20 protein-coding genes are annotated in these 23,373 nt (G+C 41.5%); 8 read left to right on the top strand and 12 right to left on the bottom strand.

The window, feature by feature from the left end; translation table 11 throughout:
* Positions 1-2: 2 nt before the first annotated feature.
* Entirely contained in the window at positions 3-1,034 is a 1,032-nt protein-coding gene (locus BS636_RS11630; RefSeq protein ID WP_099338910.1) for an alpha/beta hydrolase, read from the bottom strand.
* Between the two features lie 267 nt (positions 1,035-1,301).
* Here BS636_RS11630 and BS636_RS11625 point away from each other — a divergent pair, with 267 nt between their 5' ends.
* Both BS636_RS11625 and BS636_RS11620 read left to right on the top strand, forming a co-directional pair.
* Positions 1,302-1,745: a universal stress protein gene (locus BS636_RS11625; protein WP_099338909.1), complete on the top strand. Its 444-nt coding sequence runs from the start codon at positions 1,302-1,304 to the stop codon at positions 1,743-1,745.
* A 123-nt stretch (positions 1,746-1,868) separates the two neighbouring features.
* Positions 1,869-2,315, top strand: a complete 447-nt coding sequence (locus BS636_RS11620; protein WP_099338908.1) for a universal stress protein — start codon at positions 1,869-1,871, stop codon at positions 2,313-2,315.
* Between the two features lie 58 nt (positions 2,316-2,373).
* On the opposite strand, the gene BS636_RS16595 is transcribed toward BS636_RS11620, so the two are convergent.
* Together BS636_RS16595 and pepN are read right to left on the bottom strand one after the other, a co-directional pair.
* Positions 2,374-2,583 carry a hypothetical protein gene (locus tag BS636_RS16595; RefSeq protein ID WP_322871827.1) on the bottom strand — a complete coding sequence of 70 codons (210 nt, stop codon included), beginning with the start codon at positions 2,581-2,583 and terminating at the stop codon, positions 2,374-2,376.
* A gap of 199 nt (positions 2,584-2,782) precedes the next feature.
* The gene (gene pepN, locus BS636_RS11610; RefSeq protein ID WP_099338906.1) at positions 2,783-5,392 is read right to left on the bottom strand and encodes an aminopeptidase N; all 2,610 of its coding nucleotides are present in this window, start codon (positions 5,390-5,392) and stop codon (positions 2,783-2,785) included.
* Between the two features lie 395 nt (positions 5,393-5,787).
* Here pepN and BS636_RS11605 point away from each other — a divergent pair, with 395 nt between their 5' ends.
* From BS636_RS11605 to thiM, 3 genes are all read left to right on the top strand, one after another.
* The gene (locus BS636_RS11605; protein ID WP_099338905.1) at positions 5,788-6,045 is read left to right on the top strand and encodes a hypothetical protein; all 258 of its coding nucleotides are present in this window, start codon (positions 5,788-5,790) and stop codon (positions 6,043-6,045) included.
* A 155-nt stretch (positions 6,046-6,200) separates the two neighbouring features.
* Entirely contained in the window at positions 6,201-7,364 is a 1,164-nt protein-coding gene (locus BS636_RS11600) for a hypothetical protein (RefSeq protein WP_099338904.1), read from the top strand.
* A 33-nt stretch (positions 7,365-7,397) separates the two neighbouring features.
* Entirely contained in the window at positions 7,398-8,225 is an 828-nt protein-coding gene (gene thiM, locus BS636_RS11595; RefSeq protein ID WP_099338903.1) for a hydroxyethylthiazole kinase, read from the top strand.
* A gap of 30 nt (positions 8,226-8,255) precedes the next feature.
* Here thiM and BS636_RS11590 read toward each other — a convergent pair whose 3' ends face one another.
* Positions 8,256-8,987, bottom strand: a complete 732-nt coding sequence (locus BS636_RS11590; protein ID WP_099339658.1) for a hypothetical protein — start codon at positions 8,985-8,987, stop codon at positions 8,256-8,258.
* Positions 8,988-9,414: 427 nt separating this feature from the next.
* The gene (locus BS636_RS11585; protein WP_099338902.1) at positions 9,415-10,938 is read right to left on the bottom strand and encodes a TerC family protein; all 1,524 of its coding nucleotides are present in this window, start codon (positions 10,936-10,938) and stop codon (positions 9,415-9,417) included.
* Between the two features lie 824 nt (positions 10,939-11,762).
* Between BS636_RS11585 and BS636_RS11580 the strand changes: the two genes are divergently transcribed.
* Entirely contained in the window at positions 11,763-12,227 is a 465-nt protein-coding gene (locus BS636_RS11580) for a MarR family winged helix-turn-helix transcriptional regulator (RefSeq protein ID WP_099338901.1), read from the top strand.
* Between the two features lie 91 nt (positions 12,228-12,318).
* Here BS636_RS11580 and BS636_RS11575 read toward each other — a convergent pair whose 3' ends face one another.
* The 5 genes from BS636_RS11575 to BS636_RS11555 all read right to left on the bottom strand — a co-directional run bounded on the left by BS636_RS11575 (position 12,319) and on the right by BS636_RS11555 (position 19,455).
* Complete coding sequence (locus BS636_RS11575; RefSeq protein ID WP_099338900.1) at positions 12,319-12,978, bottom strand: SOS response-associated peptidase; 660 nt, start codon at positions 12,976-12,978, stop codon at positions 12,319-12,321.
* A 79-nt stretch (positions 12,979-13,057) separates the two neighbouring features.
* The gene (locus tag BS636_RS11570; protein ID WP_099339657.1) at positions 13,058-14,503 is read right to left on the bottom strand and encodes an aldehyde dehydrogenase family protein; all 1,446 of its coding nucleotides are present in this window, start codon (positions 14,501-14,503) and stop codon (positions 13,058-13,060) included.
* A gap of 183 nt (positions 14,504-14,686) precedes the next feature.
* Positions 14,687-16,852, bottom strand: coding sequence for a malate synthase G (locus BS636_RS11565; RefSeq protein ID WP_099338899.1), 2,166 nt, complete (start codon positions 16,850-16,852; stop codon positions 14,687-14,689).
* 359 nt (positions 16,853-17,211) lie between these two features.
* Complete coding sequence (zapE, locus tag BS636_RS11560; RefSeq protein ID WP_099339656.1) at positions 17,212-18,363, bottom strand: cell division protein ZapE; 1,152 nt, start codon at positions 18,361-18,363, stop codon at positions 17,212-17,214.
* An 84-nt stretch (positions 18,364-18,447) separates the two neighbouring features.
* Complete coding sequence (locus BS636_RS11555; RefSeq protein WP_099338898.1) at positions 18,448-19,455, bottom strand: AraC family transcriptional regulator; 1,008 nt, start codon at positions 19,453-19,455, stop codon at positions 18,448-18,450.
* Between the two features lie 153 nt (positions 19,456-19,608).
* On the opposite strand from BS636_RS11555, the gene BS636_RS11550 reads away from it, so the two are divergent.
* Positions 19,609-21,093, top strand: a complete 1,485-nt coding sequence (locus BS636_RS11550) for a flavin-containing monooxygenase (protein ID WP_099338897.1) — start codon at positions 19,609-19,611, stop codon at positions 21,091-21,093.
* A gap of 60 nt (positions 21,094-21,153) precedes the next feature.
* Positions 21,154-22,062 carry a lysine exporter LysO family protein gene (locus tag BS636_RS11545; protein ID WP_099338896.1) on the top strand — a complete coding sequence of 303 codons (909 nt, stop codon included), beginning with the start codon at positions 21,154-21,156 and terminating at the stop codon, positions 22,060-22,062.
* Between the two features lie 102 nt (positions 22,063-22,164).
* Here the strand turns inward: BS636_RS11545 and BS636_RS11540 are convergent, their stop codons facing one another.
* Both BS636_RS11540 and pyrF read right to left on the bottom strand, forming a co-directional pair.
* Positions 22,165-22,386, bottom strand: a complete 222-nt coding sequence (locus BS636_RS11540) for a hypothetical protein (protein WP_099338895.1) — start codon at positions 22,384-22,386, stop codon at positions 22,165-22,167.
* Positions 22,387-22,473: 87 nt separating this feature from the next.
* Positions 22,474-23,154, bottom strand: a complete 681-nt coding sequence (pyrF, locus tag BS636_RS11535; RefSeq protein WP_099338894.1) for an orotidine-5'-phosphate decarboxylase — start codon at positions 23,152-23,154, stop codon at positions 22,474-22,476.
* Positions 23,155-23,373: the final 219 nt, after the last annotated feature.

Raw genomic sequence — 23,373 nt, 5'->3', positions numbered from 1 at the left:
CTTTATCTTCGGTTAGGTGTAGATGACACACCAATGGGTGATTGCAGAAATTGTAGTGTCCGCTCAAAGGTTTGCTGGCTTTCTTTTTTGCCCATATAAAATTGATATTCATGAATCAGCCAGGTTTTCGATTCTGGATAAAAGACTTCCTGTACCGGCACCTGATTGGCTTTCAAGACCTGCACAAATGGATAAGATTGCGTTTCAGTGAGAAAGTCCTTGTTTCCGCCACTAATTAACACAGGTGGATAATTCGGGGTAATATGCTGAATCGGTGAAATCTGTTTCAGGAAGGCTGCATCTTGTCGTCGATCACCCGTATAGGCCTGCACCATATTATAAACACCCCATTCGACCAGCTTGATTTCTTCCGGTGCTGTATCGACAAACGCATTCAGATCATAAATACCACAGTGCAGAATCAGACCTTTGAGTTGTGCAGGCTGAATCGAAGGAATAAAATTAGAATTTTGCGCAAACACTGGATTAGTCAACAAGGCGGCATAATGACTGGCAAGATTGGCACCTGCCGAATCTCCTGCCAAATAGAGTTGTTCTGGATTAATATTGTATTGATCTGCATGTTTCTGCAAATAAGCCAAAGCTGTATTAATCTGCTGAAGCTGACTTGGATATTGTGACTTTGGAGCAAGCTGATATTGTACAGATACTACGTTATACCCTTTTGATGCCAGCAGCTTAAAATAACCTCGTGCATGTTCCCGCGATCCGGAAATCCAGCCACCGCCATGAATCCAGATCACCGTTGGACGCGTTTCAAGTTGAGCAATATTTGGTGGCTGATATAGGTCCAGACCCAGCTGCCGATCAGAATCATAGAGAATATTTTGCTGCACAATGACATCATCCGGTGCATAACGGTCCATGATTTTCTGTTGAACGGCGGTAGTCATATTAAAAGCAGTCGCAATAATTTTGCTGTTCTGCGCTGTACTCTGACAGCCATATAATCCCCATAAAAAGATGAGACTCAATAGTCCTGTTCTTCCACTGATGATATGCGTTTTAACCATATTCAAAATATTTCCAGTAATAATTTTCTAAGTTTCAATGCTCTATAAATTTAAACCCAGCCAGCTTAATACAGATTTATGAAATCTGCTAAAAATCCGGGTGTTTTAGTCTATTTTATCTGCCAAGCAGTCTACAGTTTTTTGTAAATATATCACTGTAATTTAATGAATTTTCAGATTTTTTTATATTTTGCAATTGAACCCCCATCATCACTGTGCTATCAATAGTTTAAAGCAAGACAACAACGAAAGCGGAGTATAAATAAGATGGCCTATCAACATATTTTAGTCCCTGTGGACGGTTCAGAAATTTCCTTTTCAGCAGTACGTCATGCTGCGAAAATTGCAAAAGCATTTGGTAGCAGACTGACAGTCGTGAGTCTGATTGCAGAAAACCCATTTACTGAGGCAGATTTCTACTATAGCTCTGCCATTATGAAAGAATATTTTGTAGAAGCACATGCCAATGCCAAGAAAGCATTGAAGCAAGCAACCATCATTGCTCAAGAGGAAGGTGTGGAAGCTGAATCACATATTGTGACCGGTTTGGTCAATGCCGAACATGTTTCAAACACTGCAGAAGAAACGGGTGCAGATTTGATTGTGATGGGTTCACATGGTCGTAAAGGCTTCCAAAAAATCATTCTGGGTAGCTTTGCACAAGACGTTCTGGGTGTTTCTGAAATCCCTGTGCTGATCATTAAAAAATAATCAGTATGTGCGTGTCACTAGATGCGCAGTACGAAAAATTATGGTTTAACGCACTGCAATCATTCATCACGCCAGCTACAGCTGTGTTCTGTTTCCAAGCGTGCATCATTATCAGGAATTCTTATGGCACATTATCACCACATCCTGGTCGCAATTGATGAATCGCCTATCTCATATGCTGCTGCGGAACATGCACTCGATATTGCAAAAGTGTTTAGCAGCAAAGTGACTTTGATCAGCGTCATTGCGGTTGACCCTTTTTCTGGAGTGGATTTTTACAAGGTTGCACCAGCAGTCACCGATTATTTTATGCAGGCTGAGCAAAATGCGCTGGATCGGCTCAATGATTTAAAACATACCTTTACCCGTGAAGGTATAGATCTGGATATTCGGATTTTGCATGGCATTTCACCATCGGATGGTATTCTGCAAACCAGCCATGAAATACCTGTGGATTTGATTGTAATGGGTTCACATGGCCGTAAAGGGTTGCAAAAACTGATTTTAGGCAGCGTGGCACAAAATGTACTTGGCTTGGCTGATATTCCAGTACTGATCGTGAAAGAATAAATTTATTTTCTAAACAAAAAGCCTGTCTCAAATGACAGGCTTTTTGCATTTCTAGAAGCTAGCGAATTTTCTGGTTCAATTGGTTGAGGAACATTTCCGCTTCCAACTGGGAGCTGAACACTTTGATATATTCGCCAGACTTCTGTACCGAATTTGGTGTGTATTCTAAATGAACCTCGAACACTCCACGCGTACTATCCTTGATAACTCGCACACCAATAATATGTTGCGTATTTAAATAAAATCCATCTTCAATTTTCAATAACATTTCAATTCGCCCAATTATCAGATCATCTTGATCTTTACATCGTGAGCGCCTGAAAATGGCGTCACACATACTCCGATATGTGTTCCCATGTTAAAGCAAAATTTAATACATGCTTTCTTTAATAACATATTGAATAAATATTACTGATTAACGAAATAAAAAAGCCGGATATTAAATCCGGCTTTTTACTTTTTATAAATTAAACACTAAGCATACTGTTCAGGGTTTCACAGACATTTTTAGATTTTACCAAAGGTTTTAATGCTTCAAGTTGCGCCTTCACTTCACCACGTTGTGGTTCAGCCAAAGTGTACCAACGAGATAATACTTGCAGCAGACGTGAACCAACAATCGGGTTTTTCTCATCCAGATACTTCGCCAGTGTAATGTAATGTTGTACACCAAAGCTCCATGTATTGACTGGGTTTGCATTCAGGCCACCGCTCACTGCACGGATACGGTTTGGCACAGCCAGATCATAATCAGGATGCTGGGTCAGATAAGCAATTGTTTCAGCGGTGGCTTGAGGATGTGCAGCCTGAACCATGAACCATTGATCTAGAGATAAAGCTTCATCTTCAAAGCGGCTATAGAAGTCTGCCAAAACTTCTTGGGCTTGTGGTGCATCATTCCAAACCAGGACTTTAAGCGCTCCCAAACGTTCAGACATATTGCCAGTATGATACTGCTCATAAGCTAAATCAAAGGCAGATTCATCCCCATGGCGTGCCATCATAGTCAGCATGATGTTTCTTAATGCACGGGTACCCATCGCCTGAGAAAAATCGGATTGCAGATCCGGATCAAGAGACAGGTAAATTTCTTTAGCCGTATCACCAAAAGCACGCGCCAGTTTATTCAGCAAGGCATTACGTTTTTCCTGAACCTTGCTTGGACGATAATCAACATCGATACGACTGCCCAGATAGCCTTCAGTAGGTACATCAAACAGACGTGATGCCAGTAATGGATCCTGTTCAATAACACCCGGTAAAGTATTCAGCATTGCCTGAACATAGATGTCTGCTGCAGACTGATCATTCAAAAGAATACGTTCAAGTAAAGTCTGGGTCGCCTGCCAGCGGTTAAAACCATTGGTTTCATGCTGCAGCAGGAAAGCGAGTTCTTTATCAGAATAGTTAAATTCCAGATTCACCGGCGCCGAGAAATTACGCAGTAAAGACACGATAGGTTTAGCTTTTACGCCCGTAAACTCGATACGTGCCTGATCCTGATCAAACAGGTACACCCCATCTTTCACACCATTTTCAAATAGTGCCTTTGAATTTAAGGTTAGCTGTTCACCGCTTTCTGCATCAAATAACGCCAATGCCACTGGAATCGGGACAGCTTTCAGATTTGGATATTTCGGATGTGACTTCAAACTTTGTTTAAAGTTCAGGCAATAAGACTGTGCTTCTGCATCATACTCGCCATGTACTTCCAGTTTTGGTGTACCCGGTTGGTTATACCAGATCAGGAAGTTAGACAGATCGACACCAGACCCTGCACTTAATGCTGCAACCCAGTCTTCTACTGTTACCGCTTCCCCATCATGACGGCGGAAATATTCATCCGTGCCCATACGGAATTTAGCCTTACCAAGTAAGGTGGCCATCATGCGGTTAATTTCCGCACCTTTTTCATACACCGTCGCGGTATAGAAGTTGTTAATTTCAACAAAATGGTCTGGACGTGGCGGATGTGACAATGGACCAGAATCTTCAGGGAACTGATGTGCCTTAAGTACAGCAACATCATCAATACGCTGAACAGCTGCAGACTGTAAATCTTCCGAGAATGATTGATCACGGAATACAGTCAAACCTTCTTTTAGACAGAGCTGGAACCAGTCACGACAAGTAATACGGTTACCAGTCCAGTTATGGAAATATTCATGCGCAATCACGGACTGTACCCGCATGATTGCAGCATCAGTGGTAAATTCTTCATCTGCCAGTACACATGAGGTATTGAAGATGTTTAAGCCTTTATTTTCCATTGCACCCATGTTGAACGCGCTGGTGGCAACAATCATATAATTGTCAAGGTCATAAGGACGGCCATAATGCTCTTCATCCCAACGCATAGAATGCTTTAAGGCTTCCATGGCAATTTTACATTTTGGAATGTCTTTTTCTTCAGCGTAAATTTCCAGTGCTACATCACGACCTTCAGAAGTGGTATAGCGATCTTTCATTACCGCCAGATCACCAATCACACAGGCAAATAAATAACTTGGTTTCTTGGTCGGATCTTGCCAGATGGCATAGTGACGGCCTTCACCTGCATCACCAGTTTCAATCAGGTTACCGTTGGCAAGCAGAACCGGGAATTTCTTATCTGCTTCAACGCGTGTAGTAAAAACAGATAAGACATCTGGACGGTCTGGATAGAAGGTAATTTTACGGAAACCTTCTGGTTCATTCTGGGTTACGAACAGATCCGAACTGGCTTGATACAGACCTTCTAATTGGGTATTCGATTCAGGATGAATACGGACAACAGTTTCAATGGTGGCATGATCTGGTGCATTGCTAATCACTAGCTGTTCAGCATCGATCTTATACTCACTTTCAGAAAGTGGCTTACTATTAAGATGAATAGATTGCAGTTCCAGATCGCGTCCGAGTAAAACCAGATCACCTTCAGTCTGACGCTGCATTACCAGTGTAGAGCTGACCAGTGTATGATCTGCATACACCTGAATATTCAGCTCAATCGAGTCAACGATATAAGAAGGTTTTTGATAGTCTTTTAAATAAATGGTTTGATCTGCTTCGATCGCTGGATTAGCCGCAATATTCATATCATGTCCTGATTATCTTGTCGAAATCGACATTTATAGTCTTTAAATCATACGCCAAGTTGCAAACACTGTCTGTGTCATTCACTGTTTGAAACTAATATGGGCATTCTTTGCACCAGTTTCAATTCATTCTGCCTAAAACAGCAGCAGTTACTTTGCTTAAATGTTGAATATAGCAATCATTTTGACAATGTCATATTTTTTTACACTTAGATAAATAAATGATTTTAAATTATTTAATATAGATGAATAAGTTATGCAGATCTTTTTATCAAGTTTTGAGCATGGTTTTTGCTAGATTAATACACGTAGCAGTATGACGTACTCGCCCACCCAATACAGGCAAAAAAATACGACAATACATTGAATGAATACAACAAAAAATGAGGTAACACATGTATTTAAAAGACCATATCGTACGTGTTGAAAATATCAAGACACTACAAGCACTCGATCAAGCCAATATTGACCATAAAGTAATTGCCCTGTTCATGAGCTGTGAAGGCATCAAAATGAAAGACTATGAAGTTGGCGCCATTCTAAATAGCTATGATGCACTCGGTTCCAAGAAGATTCAGCCTAAAAAAGTACAGGCGCTCATCAATGCCAAACATCTGGGTGAAGAAGACGATACCCTGCCTTGCCCAGTCTAAAGACCAATTTTTAACTATAAATGAAGGACCACTTGAGTGGTCCTTTTTTGTATCAGATGTTCAGTTCATAATGAAATCTTTATCCTGAATCTCACCCGCTCAAGCTGCACTGTGTATAATGATTTTCCTTCTTCATTTTTCGATTGTTAGTTGATATGACGCTTAATGTTTTGCAGAAACAGCTTGATGAAAGTACAGCATGCCCCTTGTGTCAGGCAGCGATGTACTGGGTTGAAGCAGAACAATTTGATCAGGAACTGAATTATCATGAATGCAGTCACTGTCATCATCAGCTTTATCCGGATCAAAAGCACAATTGTTTCTGTGAAAAATGCCTGGCCAATCGTAGACGTCAAATGAAGGAAACACGTCTACAGGAAAATCGTCAGCATCAAAAAAGCAAACAGGATGTGCATCAATATGAACTGGGGCAGCTCAGCTTTTTAAACAAGCTGTTTCTCCTCGCCATTCTGGATGATCAGGTACATGAACACAGTCAGCACGCCGAATATATTGACTGGGATAGCATCAAATATCACAACATCAGTCCCAATTATCTGATGCAGAATGCCTTGGTGAAACGACTCAGCAAGGAAAATATTCTCAGTCTGAAAGACTTTAATGCTGATCAGCAGCACTATTATATTAATGTACGTCTGGATGGTTATTCAGAACCAAGTCTCTTTAGTATTACCCAGCAATTACGTCACTGGTTCTATGAAAACTTAAGCAAAGGCGTGCCCTTTAAAAGTGCAGATGAAGTCAAAGAGACGCTTTATTTTCTGCTGTATCAAGAAGTGATCCAGTTTGCCCAATTCTATTGTCGTAGCTGGGGTATCCAAATTGCCGGTAATAAAAGCTTTCAAACCTTCTGCTACCGCATGCTAGATGTATTAGCCGTAGGCCAGATTTATTATTTGGTGCAAACAGCGCTGGAATACTTATACAAACAGAAAGCGCTGCAACCACGTAATGAAAATTTCATTAATACCAATTTGCTGAAAAAGACCTTGCAGCAGTATCGTGAACGCGCAATCACCGAAAAATGGGAAACCTCTACCCTGCCGCGTCCACCGCAATTGCCTTTAAGCAAAATGAGTGCAATTCTATTCTTCCATTTTCTTGGCTATGATGAAAATATTTTCTTCCAGCCGATCTGGCGTTCCTGGCAACAGATTGAGCCTCGTTTAAAATTCTATTCCAATAAACGCTGCATTCATTGTGGTTCCGAAGAACTGACCGTGGATTATGATGCGACGGATTATGTCAGCTTATTCTGCCGTAATTGCAAACACCAAGATCATTATTTTACCCGCTGATGGATTCAGCTCAGATGCACTGTGAATATCAACATGAATACAAACCTTTCCCAACTGCACCATGACATTCTAAATGACGTTTGTGATGCCTGGACAGCATTGCAACAACAGCAACCTTTGGTGCATATCATGACCAATGTAGTCGCCAGCAACTATGTAGCCAATGTACTACTGGCTGCCAATGCTGCGCCTGCCATGATTGATAATCCGTTTGAAGCTGAAAATTTTGCCCGCATTGCAGCAGCAGTCAGTCTGAATCTGGGCACACCAACGTCTGAACAAGTCCAAGCGATGTTGATTGCCGCACAGACCGCAAATACCACCCAAACCCCTTGGGTGCTAGATCCAGTCGGTTATGGGGCAATTCTGCACTGGCGCTCGGAAGTGACTGATCAATTGATGGCATTTGAACCAACGATCCTGCGTGGCAATGCTTCTGAGATTGGTACGCTCGCAGGTAAGCAGGTCACAGGCAAAGGTGTAGGTACCACATTGGACAGTTCAGAAGTCTACCAGCAGGCTCAATCATTACTGACACAATGCCGGTGCGTGGCTATTTCCGGAGAGTCCGATTACATCATCTCGCAAGATTATCCGGTGATTCAAGTGATAGGTGGATCAGAGTTACAGCCGCGCGTGACTGCAACAGGTTGTGCCTTGGGTGCATTGATCGCAGCTTATAGTGCTGTGGCGACACCGGTCATTGCTGCAACTGCTGCACATCTACATTTTGCGATTGCCGGTAAACGAGCTGCTGAAATAACATCTACACTAGGCAGTTTTAATGTGGCGTTTATTGATCAGATTCATTTACTGAATCCTGAAATCATTCGTCAACATGCAGACTTCAAACTGCTTTGATTTATTTATCCTCATTAAGGGAAACTGTGCCTAGTGCACAGATTTCCCAAAAGCCAGATTCATTGTAGTTTCAAAAATCGTTTTAAAATCTAGCCGGCAAACACACATCAATCCTTTCCCGTCAAAATAGTCAGGCACATGCTGCATAAAGAACTGGTAATGATCATCACTGCGTTTGCGCAGTCGGATCAACTGATCAGGAGTAACTTTAGGCATTAGCGCTGGTGCAACATGAATGCCCTGCCCACGCTCATCTACCTGAGACTTATATCTATGCATCAACTCAAGTACAGATTGATGAGCTGTCGGCATGTTGTAGCCTTTTCTTGGATAGAAATAACGGCTGCGTGATGCAAACAAGGTATAGACCTTCGGTTGCATCAAGGTGGTGACAAACCACATCGGAATGCCTGGATAGCGTAGACGATGACGCACAGCTACACGAATGGCAGTCTTCAAAGTCAAATTACCACGACGATATTGTTCCAGCACACCAGCACGAGACGTCACTACAAATATCGGATTATCCTGCAGCTGTAATTTGAGAATCGGCATAATATTCTGGCCAATCAGCTGTTCTCCGACGAAATACTGTATGACAGGCACAGATACCGCTTCCGGATCATAAACATATTGATAAAGCTGCTCGACCGATGCAAAGGGAAAAATCAGTTGGTCAAATTCCAGCATCTGCTGAAAAAAATCATGTTTCTGCTGGGCTGGCAATGTTGCAAAATCAATGACGGTTTCTCTGATTTTCATGTATTTCATCCATTGAAGCGGCAGTTGCATCATTTAATTCATGATACTTTTCTACTGTTTCTGAGCTAAAAGCGTGTGATTAGTAAATCTTCTGGTTTGGCAGGTTAGCACAGGATTTTTAAGTTCTTATACACAATATAAAACTCACCAGTTACCAAATAGTTCACTATAAATTTAAGTTATTGAAATTAATAGCTATTATATAGAGTTAATGTGGCTTACATCAAGCTTTTTATCAATTAAGCAACTTGAGTCTAAATTTTCCAGATGAAGTAAGCCATTTTTAAAGTTTTTTATTGGCATGATTTATTTTGGTCTTAAAAATATTCTGCTTCCTGTATCACAGTAATTGGATACAAAAAAGCCAGTGAGCAGCTCCTCACCGGCTTTTCTTAACTCTGAACAAAATTAAGTCAGAGCATAAGATTTAAGCTTGATAATGGATACTCACCGACTTAATACGATTACCTTCCATTTCAGTCACTTGGAAATTAACCTGTTGGTATTCCAGTGTGGTTCCAACTTCAACATGACCATTAGTTTTATCCAGTATTAGCCCTGCAACGCTGATATAACCTGCATCTTCTTCAATCAGATCCAGCATACCCAGCTCTAATTCCAGCTGATACAGATCCAACATGCCTGAAGCGATCCAATGCATGTCATCAACCCGAACCAAATCCAGTTGTTCATCTGCATCAGGGAATTCCCCGGCAATCGCTTCAAACACATCCAGCGGTGAAATCAACCCCTGTACATGACCAAATTCATCACTGACTAGAACCAAAGAACCCTTTGAAGTACGCAAAGTATTAATTGCATCAATAACTTTCATCTTTTCAAAGATATAGATTGGACGATGACGCTTTAACAATGCTTTTAACGCTTCTGGCTCTTCCAGTACGTCCAGTAACTCTTTGGCACGAACCACACTAATTACCTTATCTAGACTACCTCGGCAAACTGGAAACAGACTATGCGGTACCGACAGGATTTTTTCACGGATCTGTTCTGGGCTGTCATCCAGATCTACCCATGAAATCTGGCCACGCGGTGTCATAATTGAAGCAACGGAACGCTCCGCCAAAGTCAGCACACCACCGATCATATAGCGTTCTTCATTAGCAAAGGTTTGTTGTGCTTCATTTTTTTCTGTGGCATGAGTTTCAATTCTTCCACCCATCAGTTTCAGAATAGAGTCCGCAGTACGGTTACGCAGTGGAATTTTAGCTTCATGTTTCGCCGCATTTCTTTGGCTAAACTGGTTAAAGGCTTCAATCGCAATAGCGACGCCAATACCGGAATAGATATAGCCTTTCGGAATATGGAAACCAAACCCTTCAGCAATCAGGCTAATACCAATCAGTAACAGGAAGCTGAGACATAAAATAACCACGGTTGGATGACGGTTCACAAAGGCTGTTAATGGTTTGGATGCCAATAGCATCACTGCCATGGCAATCACCATTGCCGCCATCATGACGTAAATATTGTCGACCATACCAATTGCAGTAATCACTGAGTCAAGTGAGAACACCGCATCCAGGATCACAATCTGGGCTACTACTGCTGCGAAGCTGGCATAAGCTACCTTGGTAGAAAGATTAACTTCTGGTTTTCCTTCAATTTTTTCATGTAGTTCTGTAACGGCCTTATACAGCAGAAACAGACCACCACCTAACAGGATCAGATCCCGCCCGGAAAAACTAAAGTCAAATATATTGATCAGAGGTTGGGTTAAAGTCACTAACCACGAAATTGCGAACAACAAACCCAAACGCATAAACAAGGCAAGAGATAGACCAAGTATTCGGGCCTTATCACGTTGTTCTGGAGGGAGTTTTTCAGCAAGAATGGCAATAAAAACGAGATTATCAATCCCAAGGACAATTTCCAGAATAATAAGAGTTATTAAACCTACCCAAATCGAAGGATCTAATAAAAATTCCACTAGATACACACTCCGTTTTGACTAACTGGAAATATAGAGCAGAAACCTACGCACGGCGAGGGATCCATAATTTTAACCTTTTTGACTTAAGACCTTCTTATTATGCATAAAGCCTTTAAGTTGTAATGGCCTTTTTATATGAATTAGGTAAATGCTTGTTTATACGGAAGTCTGTGTTGGTAGACAGCTATAAAAGCTAGGATTATTTATAAATTCTTTATTAAGTCTGCCTCATAATATTGGTATAGTTAATGCAATAAAAAAATTGTGTTGCTTTCCAAGTCATTCATCAGTTTTCATAAACAATCATTAACTTATCAGAAATATCAATCCACGCTTTTCTAAGAGATATCCTTAAACATAGATAATGCCTGAAGATATATTAACCATGATTCCAAATCACAAGTTTTTGAGTATTGAGATAAAGAAGAGCTAAACAAAGATAATACTGATAGCGAATCCGTGATTCTCTCTCTGCTTTGCTTATTTAATTTAAAAAATCAAAGTGACATTCATCGGGTTTAATGCACCATTTAGTGTCAGTCTGATTACTAAGTCTTTATTTCCTATAAACTTATTGCAAATTAATTCACACTTTATTTCAAATTTCCCGACGTATGGCAGAAAAGACTATGTAATAGTCGGGTTAAAAATAGGTAAACTTAAGCCTTTCTCGACCATTCGACAATTTTTGTCAATGATTAGCATTATTAAAAACATTGACTCACATTTTGTCGCATTTTTTTTAAATAATGGTTGAAACTTATATAAACATTTTCATAGAATGTAACTGCCTTACAAAAATAAATAACAAGGAATCTACCATGACCAAAAAGTATGCGAAGTTTTTACCTTCAACTGAAGAATTTACCTTAGAAAATTTTCCCTATTATTGGGTTACTCAAGTCCACGCACAATATGTTTTAAATGTTGATCACGCGCTTAAGAAATATGGCGTTGATAACTCACGTCGTCGTATTCTGCTTGCCCTTAAAGCAAAACCTCATGCAAGTGTGTCTGATCTTTCAGAGATGGTGGTTTCTAAAATGTCGACGACCACAAAAATTGTCTATCGTCTAAAAGATGAAGGCTTGGTCGATACTTATTCTTGTGAAGATGATGCACGTATTACCCGTGTAGTTCTCACAGATAAAGGACAGGAAATGACCCATAAGATTAACGACCTGACCAACGTTGTTCTGGAGCAATCATTTGAAGGCTTAACACCGCTTCAAATTGAAAAGACCATGGAAAGTTTACGTCACATCTTTAAAAACCTTGCGCGCTAATCCCCAAAATAAAAAACTAAACGGGTACTAGCGTGATTTAGCAGAAAGATAAATTCATTAGGCTAGATTTATCTTTCTGCTTCTCAAGGGATTAGTCAAAGAAATTCATTTGGGGACTGGTTTTTTTGACCACTTCCTTGGGTACATGTAAACATTCGAACTCCTCGACGGGAAATCCCTCAACGAAAGGTTGTATATTCGGTGATTTCAGATTTAGCCATTCATCCATACGCTGATGTGGAATCACGATAACAGAGCGTTTGATATTTCCCGGCTCATGAAAATCCTTCATCATGGGATGATCAATTGCGTCCATGGTAATCATAGTACTTGAACGAACGATTTCATCTTGAACGCGTGCAATTTCATATAAGGCAGCAATATAAAACGCCTGTCCATCCTTACGTCTTACACCCCAACGCTGCGGCTTATTGTCAAAATATTTAGACTCATAAAACTCCGATACCGGAATCACGCCAAACTTACATTTCGATGTCGCCTCGGCAAAGCTGGGTTTCTGCAACAGTGTTTCATTCCGCGCATTATAAGTGCGTGTACCAATGGTTTTATCTTCAGCCCATTTAGGAATCAGACCAAAATTGACTGAGCGCCATTCCAAGCCCTGATCCGATTTAAACAATAAAGGCAGCTGATAATTTGGATAGACTTCTTCTGGGTATTCAAAAGGAATTTCAGGTAGGTTCAGAGCATGCAATTGCTGCAAGGTGAGCGGTTTAAAGTTAGCGCACATAGAGTCTTTAAAAACAAAAAATCACCGAAGTATTATAGCGCTTCGGTGATTCTAAGCCTGTGTGTTTTTGCTACCAGAGTTATTGCTTTGGCAAGGTCATCCAATGCGTACGGGTAAACTCTTCAAAAATCCAGCGTCCATTAAAACGGCCTAAGCCTGAGTTTTTCTCTCCACCAAAAGGCGCATTTGGCTGGTCAGCTACGGTAATCCCATTGATATGGGTCATACCTGCATCTATTTGCGCTGCAAAACGTTCACCCCGTTCAATATTTGAGGTACAGACTGCGCTAGAAAGACCGAATCGAGAGTTATTGGCCAGATTTAAAGCATGCTCTTCATCGTCTGCTTTTAGGATGGGTAAAATCGGACCAAAGCTTTCTTCCTGAGCGATATCAAAGTATGGATCGACATGGGTAAAGATATGCGGTGCGACCACATTCCCTTCGATGCCACCCTCATAAACCAATTGTGCATCTAGCTGTTTGGCATGCTCAATAATCTTACGGTGTTTCTCGACCTGACTTTGATTAATAATTGGACCAATAATCGTATCTGGCAGGTTTGGATCACCGACTGGAATGGTTTTGACGCGCTCTATCAGCTTATCTACATAGGCATCATGCAGGCTTTGATCGACAATGACACGGTTAGTGCTCATGCAAATCTGCCCTTGATGCATAAAACGGCCCATTACCGTGAGTTCTACTGCCAGATCTAGGTCTGCATCATCCAGAATCACCAATGGTGCATTACCGCCTAATTCTAGAGCGAGACGTTTCATCCGGGAACTGGCTAGCGCCTTACTACCAACGCCCTGCCCAACTTCAGTTGATCCGGTAAAGGAAATCATTTTTGGAATCGGGTGTTCAACAAAGTAATCACCGATTTCTTTACCCGCACCGACTACAACATTGAATACCCCATGTGGCGTACCGGCTTCTTCCAAAAGCTTGCCAAGTAACGTTCCACCTGTAACAGGCGTATCGCTGGCAGGCTTAAGGACTACTGTATTACCACATGCAATTGCAGTAATGACTGAACGCATAGATAAATGAAATGGGAAATTCCAGGGACTTATTACTGCAATTACACCCAGTGGTTTGCGTACCACAATGCTTCTACGTTCAGGATCTCGGCTTTCCAGCTCCTCTGGCTGAATCAAATCTGGGAATTTGGCACTTTCCTGGATAATTCCCAGCGATGCATCTACTTCAAGATTCGCCTTAAACCGAGTGCTCCCTGATTCCTGAATTAACCAATCTATAATCTCTTCGCGGCGTCTTTGAATAATAGTGGACAGGTTTTGAATCAAGCCCTTACGCACCTCTACCGAAGTTAAGGCACCTTGTTCAAATGCCTCAAGCGCTGCTTGATAAGCAGCATCTACATCTTCTGGACTTGCTGCCTGTAGGGTAAAAATTTCCTGTTGAGTATAGGGATTCAGGTTTTGAATGGTGTGGATCGAGCCGCCTTGTTGCCATTGCCCGCCAATAAATTGTTGATCTAGATTTTGATAGGCTGTCATTTCCATCCCTGCAACTTGTCAATTTTCCTCTACTTTATCAGAACAAATTTACAGATCAGAGTTGAGCGACGAAATGTTACGCTTTTATAGACAAAGTTATATGTTCACTATTTTTACGGGTAGATTCTATTTTAGCCAGACAATAAAAAAGCCCCCGAAGAGGCTTTTTTAGATCAGACAGGATTAATCACCTGTATAACCTTTTAATTTTAAACGCGCTGCGTGTAGAAGCGGCTCGGTATAACCTGCAGGTTGCTCACCACCCTTGAAGATCAGGTCAGAAGCTGCCTGGAATGCAATGCTGTTCGCAAAGTCAGCAGCCATTGGCGTGTACAGTGGATCATTGGCATTTTGCTCATCCACGATTTTCGCCATACGCTGCATTACTTCTTCAACCTGTTCGCGTGTCACGATACCGTGACGTAACCAGTTTGCAACGTGCTGAGAAGAAATACGTAAAGTTGCACGGTCTTCCATCAAGCCAACATCGTTGATATCAGGTACTTTTGAACAACCTACCCCCAGATCAACCCAACGAACGACATAACCCAGAATACCCTGACAGTTATTTTCAAGTTCTTTCAGTTTCTCTTCTTCAGTCCAATTGGTATTTGTCGCCAATGGTGGAGTTAACAAATCTTCAAGCGGTAAAGCTTCAGTGGCAAGAAGTTCTTGCTGACGGTTTGCCACATTGATTTGATGGTAGTGAATCGCGTGGATCACCGCACCTGTAGGAGATGGAACCCATGCACAGCTTGCACCAGCTTCTGGATGTTCAGTCTTGGTTTTGTACATGTCTAATAGCATGTCTGGTTTTGGCCACATGCCTTTACCAATCTGTGCTTTACCACGTAGACCGGTTTGCAGACCAACCATCACGTTACGGTTTTCGTAAGCTGGGAACCATTTTTGGCCTTTGATTTCGCCTTTACGAACGAATGGACCTGCTTCCATGAAGGTATGTATTTCGTCACCCGTACGGTCCATGAAGCCAGTATTAATGAAGATAGTACGGTCTTTGGCCTGAGCAATACAGTTTTTCAGGTTAACAGACGTACGGCGTTCTTCATCCATGATCCCGATTTTGATTGATTTTGCTGGCAAGCCAAGCGCCTGTTCAGCACGCTCAAACAATTCTACTGCGAATGCCACTTCTTCAGGACCATGCATTTTCGGCTTAACGATGTACATTGAACCTTTGCGTGAGTTCTTGATGGTGTTTTCACCACGGATATCAGCAACTGAAAGCAGCGGAGTTACTAATGCATCCATGATGCCTTCATAGATTTCTTCGCCATCTACAAGGATCGCTGGATTCGTCATCAAGTGACCAACGTTACGAAGCAGCATCAATGAACGACCGTGAACCTTGGTTTCGCCGCCTTCAACATTTTTGAAAGTACGGTCAGCATTGAGTTTACGAGTAATAGTTTTGCCATTTTTCTCGATAGACTCTTCAAGCGTACCGCGCATTAAGCCTAACCAGTTACGGTAGCCTTCTACTTTCTCTTCAGCATCAACTGCTGCAACAGAGTCTTCCAAGTCTTGGATTGTTGTTACAGCTGCTTCAAGTACTACGTCTTTTACGCCAGCTGCGTCTGTTTGACCAATCGCGCTTGCTGCATCAATCTGGATGATTGCGTGTAGGCCGTTATTTTTCAGTACAACTTCAGTCGGTACAGCAGCTTCGCCGTTATAACCAACAAATTTAGATGCATCAGCAACAGTTGTAGTAGAGCCGTCTTTCAGCGTTACAACCAGTGCATTGCCTTCAACTGCATATTGAGTTGCATCGGCATGTGAACCTTGCGCTAGTGGGAAAGTTTCGTCGAGATAGTTTTTCGCGAACGCAATGACTTTCTCACCACGTTTCGGGTTATAGCCCTTGCCTTTTTCTGCGCCATCTTCTTCAGAGATCACGTCGAAGCCATAAAGTGCATCGTACAATGAACCCCAACGCGCGTTGGCAGCGTTCAAGCAGTAACGTGCATTACGTACAGGAACCACCAGCTGTGGACCCGCGATCAATGCAATTTCTTCATCTACATTTTCAGTGGTGATTTGAAAATCTTCTACTTCTGGTAGCAAGTAGCCAATTTCAGTCAAGAAAGCTTTGTAAGCTTGTAATTCAAATGTGTTATTGCGGTGCCATTCATCGATTTTCGCCTGAATGTCATCACGCTTAGCCAAAAGTGCTTTGTTTTTAGGGCTAAGATCAACAACGACTTGTTCAAAGTTCTTCCAGTACGTTTCGCTGTCCAAACCAGAACCTGGTAGTGCTTCATTTTCGATGAAATCGTAAAGTTCTTTAGCAATCGCTAACTTGCCTTTTTGAATACGTGCAGTCATTGTCTTTCCTGATATTGCTACTTTTTATACAAGAGATTCTAGTATAACGATTAAAATTTAGCTGAATAGTACTATCACATTCCTAAATAATGATCATTTTATTTAGCGTCACCCTCATGTCCGCTAATTGTGATCAGAATATGTAGTCATCAATTCAGTAAATACCCTAATGACAGTGTATAAAGTTTTCAAAATGTAGAAATTAGACTTAAGTTCAGATTTTCGCGCAAAAATCACGCATTTCCATATACATTGTCATTCTTGAAGCCCGATTAAGCCATGAAATGCACGTGTTGTCGATAAACTGACCAGTAATTTTAGATGAAAAAAGCGCCAGATGACTGGCGCTTTTTGATGCTTTATTCAGCAGTGTTGGAGGCAAGTTTCTCAATCTGTCGATGCTCTGAATGCAAGTATTCATCTGATTGCATTTCCAGCAGGCGCGAACGGGTCCGTTCAATCTCAAAAGCCAGTTTCTCACCTTGGTAGATATCAATGATATTATCTTCAGAAGTAAGCAACAGTTTTACACCACGGTCGTAAAATTCATCGACCATATAAATAAAACGGCGCGTACCATCATTCAGGAAGTCAGTCAGGTGCGGTACATTGCTAACCAGTACAGTATTGTAGATGTTGGCGATTTCAATAAAGTCTGCCGGACTACGCGGTTTCAGGCACAGTTCTGAAAATTCACACCACAATACATCTTCGGTATGGGCTACGGTTTCTACAATACGGTTATTGATGATAATCGGTTCATCAGACTTTTGTTGAGTCTGAGTCAAGGCGCTAAAACGCTGTGCCATCCAGTTTTTATTGTCATGTGTTAATGGGAACTTGAACAGTTGAGCTTGCTTTAACACACGCAGACGATAATCCACACCCGCATCAACATTCAGAATCACACAGTTCTTTTTTACCAACTCAATCGTTGGAATAAAACGGTCACGGTGGATACCGTTTTTATACAGACCATCTGGTGCAATATTCGAGGTTGCGACCAAAGTAATGCCACGTTCGAATAGTTTCTGGAACAGATCACTCAGGATCATAGCATCGGTTACGTTGGATACGAAGAATTCATCAAAGCAGATCACGACCGCATCTTTATAAATCTGATCTGCCACCATATCTAATGGGTTACGCTGACCAGAAAGCTTGTTTAGTTCACGATGCACATGCTGCATGAAGTGATGGAAATGCATCCGGGTCTTACGGCGGAATGGAATGGAATCATAGAATTGATCCATCAGCCAGGTTTTACCACGACCGACACCACCCCACATATAGACACCTTTCGGTGAAGTTTGACGGCGGAAACGGCGGAATGCTTTCTTAGAAGCCTTAAAGCGTTGAATTAACTCCACCCAGACACGGTCTAGCTCATGTACTGCGACCGCCTGTGCATCATCAGGCATGAACTGTCCCGAAGACAGCGCCTGTGCATAACGTTCTGCAGGAGATATAGGGCTAAAGGCATTGTGCTGATGTGAATTTAAGTCGGACATAAGGTTCATTACTATTGAGATTCATAAAAATTATAGCGAAGATTTAACTTCAAGCCATAACACTTTGGCATTAGCAAACTTAGGCTATTTTACATATTGGCGCGGACTCTGCCCAAACCAGCGTTTAAATGCATGATTAAATGCTGCCGGCTCGGAGTATCCCAGCAATTCCGCAATCATTTCAATTGAATATTGTTTATATTCAATCATTCTTAAAGCTTTATCCTTGATGATATCTTCACGGATTTGCTTATAACTGGTATTCAATTGCTGCAATTGATGCCGTAAGGTACGTTCAGGAATATTCAGTGCCTGCGCGGTTTCCGCCATGGTCGGCATGCCACCACTTTGCAGTTCTAGATAATCCTGCACCCGTTGAATCAGTGAGGGTGTCTGCTCATCTTCATGTAATCGTTCCAGTTCTGCGATACATTTCTCTTCATACAGCTTGAAGGTTGCTTCATCCGCAGATGGAATCTTGACATCCAGCACCGCTTCATCAAACCCAAAAGCAGCCTGTTCAGCATCAAACTGTACCTGATGACCATAATAGTCATAGTAAAGCTGTAACTGTTGCATTTCCTCTGGTTTAGAAAATGGCAATTCAATCCGTACCTCAGGCACCGAAAGACCCATCATCTTGTACAGGTCCTGAATAAACTTATAAGTGCCAGAAATTTCAGCTTGGGCAACTAATTGACCTAATGAATCCTGCATATTATTAGGACGGTAGCAAAGTGCAATGCGATGTTCTGCTTGCTTAAAACTCATTTTCCCAGTCAAATGTGTTAACTGTTGAAAACGGATACCGTGGATCAGTGCATCTTTCACAGTAGGACTGGTCACCAATAGCATTAACAAGGGACCATATCCTGCTAATGCATAATGCTGTCCAATCGAGATCCCCGTTTCTGGTGCAATTCCTTCACCTACCACTTTAAGAACATCATATTCCAGACTGGGATGAATGATCGACGTAGGATCAAGATCGTCTATACGTAGCCCGATATTGTCCAGCTTATGCTCCAATGCAATGCCTGCCTTGCGCATCCCCTGAATCAAGTACATCAAACTGAGTATAGATCTCTTCATTGCGATTTGAATTAAATAGGATTGTTCCTGTTTTACTATAAATTTTACAAATTCTCTATTGCCGTTCTGATCAATTTTGTCATCTTATGAAATGAGCTAGAAAGTTGATATTTGCAATATTTAAAATTACAAATCAACATAGACAGGCATAAGATGAAAACGGCACAGAAAAATCACACAACTAAAGTTGCCATTATTGGTACAGGTTTTGGCGGAATTGCAATGGCAATTCGTTTGCAACAACAAGGAATTACTGACTTTATAATTCTAGAAAAATCTAATGATTTTGGTGGTACTTGGCGTGAAAATCAGTATCCCGGCGCAGCCTGTGATGTGCAATCACATTTATATTCCCTTTCTTATGCACCGAAAGCCGACTGGTCCAAACGTTACGCGGAAGCGCCCGAAATCTTTGCCTATATTCAGCACTTGGTCAAAGAATTTAATATTGCCGCCTTTACTCAACTCAATACTGAAGTCAAAGCTGCACATTATGATGAGAAACGCTGTCGCTGGTTATTGACGCTAAATGAAGATGAACAGCTGGAAGCACAATATGTCATTTTTGCTTCCGGTCCTTTGCATGTACCACATATTCCTCATATTACGGGAATCGAGAAATTTAAAGGTAAGGCCTTCCATTCCTCACAATGGGATCACAACTATGATCTGACCGGCAAGAATGTCGCTTCGATTGGAACGGGTGGTAGTGCCATTCAATACATTCCAGAAATCGCACCACAATGTAAACAACTGTATGTGATGCAGCGCACCGCAGCATGGGTGATTCCGCGGGATGAGCGACAGTATCATAATCTGGAAAAGAAACTGTTTACGCGATACGACTGGTTTCGGAAATTACATCGTGTTCGTCTGTACTGGTCGAATGAATCACGCGTTGTCCCCATCGTAAAACCGACCGTGATGAAATATACCCAGAAACTGGCTGAAGCCTATATCCGTTATCAGATTAAAGATAAGAAACTTGCCCAAAAGCTGATTCCAGATTACATCATGGGTTGTAAACGTATTCTGGTTTCCAATAAATATTTCCCGACTTTTAACCAGCCGAATGTCGAGCTAGTTACAGACAAAATTCAGAAACTTACTGAAGACAGTATTATTACCGCGGATGGCAAAAGACGTCCGATTGATTGCCTGATCTATGGCACGGGCTTTATTACTGACCCACGTATTTACCTAAAGAACTTTGAATGTACTGGCTTGAATGGCATTAAGTTAAATGAAGTCTGGAAAGATGGAGCAGAAAGCTATTATGGTATCTGTATCAAGAACTTCCCGAACTTGTTCCAGCTTCTCGGTCCAAATACCGTGCTGGCACATAACTCGGTGTTATTCATGATCGAAGCACAGGTGGAATATATCCTGCAGCTGATCCAGATGGTAGATCATTCACATACAGAAGCGGTCGTAGTGAAAGATGAAGTTCATGGTCACTTTAATGATCAAGTACAACAGATGATGGAGAATACGGTTTGGCAATCCGGCTGTGTCAGCTGGTATCAACAGGATAGCGGTAAGAATTTTGCCTTATGGCCAACTTATACCTGGAAATACTGGCTGAAAACCAAATGGGCTAATCCAGCAGATTACCGTTTGCTGAGCAAAGCCAGTTAAAGCAACAACATATTCATTAAAGGAATGGCATAATACAGAAAATTTTTATTTTTCCTAATTATGCAATCCTTCTGGCTTATCTTCCAATTACTGTTCTGTCTGGCGATCGGCTTTCTATTTGCCAAAAAGTTACCTCAAGCTGTTCTTAAAGTCTCTTTCGCTGTTCTGCCCTATTTTAGTTATGTACTACTAATCGCTATTGCCTTTGAGTTCTCTCAATTGCTAGATGAGTTACAGCATCCTTATCAGATACTGAGTACCTCTCTCAATATTGCAGCGATAACCTCTCTCGGCGCTTTTGCCTGTTGTTATCTGCTGTTTAAGTGGGCAGGTTATCAACCCTCATCCGGACGGGTATCTTCAGAGCTAGTGATTAAATCCCTGCTCAATATCAGTTATGCTTTTATTGCGCTCGCTATAGGTTATTTGCTAAATGCAGGTTTAAATAGCTTTAATATTCAGGCAGAGATTAGTACCTGGCATTTACTACTGGTATTTATGTTCTTGATCGGACTAGATCTTGCTTTTTCACCACTGGATCGGTCATGGATAAACTGGAAGATTCTACTGGTACCACTCGGTTGTATTCTCGGTTCATTACTGGGTGTGCTGCTTTATGCAACTTGGCAATCTGATATTAAACTACAAGATCTAATCATGCTGTCCCAAGGTTACGGCTTCTATTCTATGAGTGGAATTGTGGTGACCGAACTACGAAATGCCGAACTAGGCAGCATTGCACTGATGAATGATCTGTTCCGGGAAATCTTTGCGATTTTGCTAATGTATTGTATCGGCTGGCGTTATCCACGCGCTGCAATTGCAGCAGCAGGTGCAACCTCTATGGATGTCACCTTACCGATGGTAAAACAGGCCTGTGGTAATGATTTTATCCCGCATGCCATGTTGAGTGGTTTTATTCTATCGGTATTGGCGCCAGTGGCGGTGAGTATATTGGCGGTGATTTAAAAATCCCTCCCGACCTCCCTTTAAAAAAGGGAGGAGAAGTCCCCCTTTCATAAAGGGGGATTTAGGGGGATTCAATTAGAAAGAAAAATAAACTGCGAAATATTAAAAATTCAAATCAACCCTACCCAAAGAATCCCCTGCCGTATCCATCATCTCTGAAGCAAGTTCCACAAGGTCAATGCCATCAAGCCCTGACATCCAATTCCATGAACTTGCTGGGTTATACTGCTTCTGGAATTGCTGTTGTTCCAGCTGCTCAGCTATTTTTTCCAATTCAATACTTTGTTCTAACCATTTTTGTTCTGGCGTCTTCCTTGTTTTCATTTTAATTCCTTTTTTATTTTTATCCTTCCTTTCTGAATGTATAAAAAAAGCCTTTCACATGAAAGGCTTTTCATCGGATTGGCAGAATTACAAAGTTGCCAGAATATCTTTTAATGTCTGACGCGGGTTTTCAGACTTGGTAATCGGACGACCGATCACTAAATGAGTCGAACCATCCAGCATTGCCTGTTTCGGCGTTACGATACGTTTCTGGTCATCTGCATTTGAGCCTTCTGGACGAATGCCTGGCGTTACCAATGCGAAATCTTTACCTAAAGTTTCACGCAGCATTTTTGCTTCTTGTGCTGAACAGACTACACCGTCCAAACCACTATCTTTAGTCAAACTTGCAAGACGTTTAACATGCTCGAATGGCTCAATATCTAGGCCGATATCTTTTAAGTCTTCACGGCCCATAGACGTTAATACTGTCACTGCAATCAGTTGAGTATTGTAGTTGCCAGCTTTAAGACGCTCCACGCAGGTTTCCATCATTTTACGGCCACCAGATGCGTGTACATTCACCATCCATACACCTAAATCAGCAGCAGCACACACTGCCTGTGCAGTGGTATTTGGAATATCATGAAATTTCAGGTCAAGAAACACTTCAAAGCCTTTATCTTGCAGTGCTTTGACAACAGATGGACCTTCATGGGTAAATAGTTCTTTACCAACTTTGACACGGCAAAGCGCAGGGTCTAATTGCTCGGCAATCGTTAATGCGTCATATTGGCTTTTTGCATCCAAGGCAACGATAATACTCATAACAAGACCCTTCAAATTGACAAAATTAAGGCATTATACGGATTTCAACTGCCTGAACAAATATATAAATTATAAAAACCGCTCCTTAGTTCAATTTAAGTATCTTATTCCTAATGCGATTATTCTAATTTCTTATAATTTTAATAGACTTATCAATCTTCAAGTATAAAAAAACACCCTGAGCATGACTCAGAGTGCCTTAAATACAGTCAGGAGAAC

The sequence above is a fragment of the Acinetobacter sp. LoGeW2-3 genome, assembly GCF_002688565.1.
Lineage (GTDB): Bacteria > Pseudomonadota > Gammaproteobacteria > Pseudomonadales > Moraxellaceae > Acinetobacter.
Note: the sequence above shows the minus strand (reverse complement) of the source record. Positions and strands in the feature narration are given on the sequence as shown.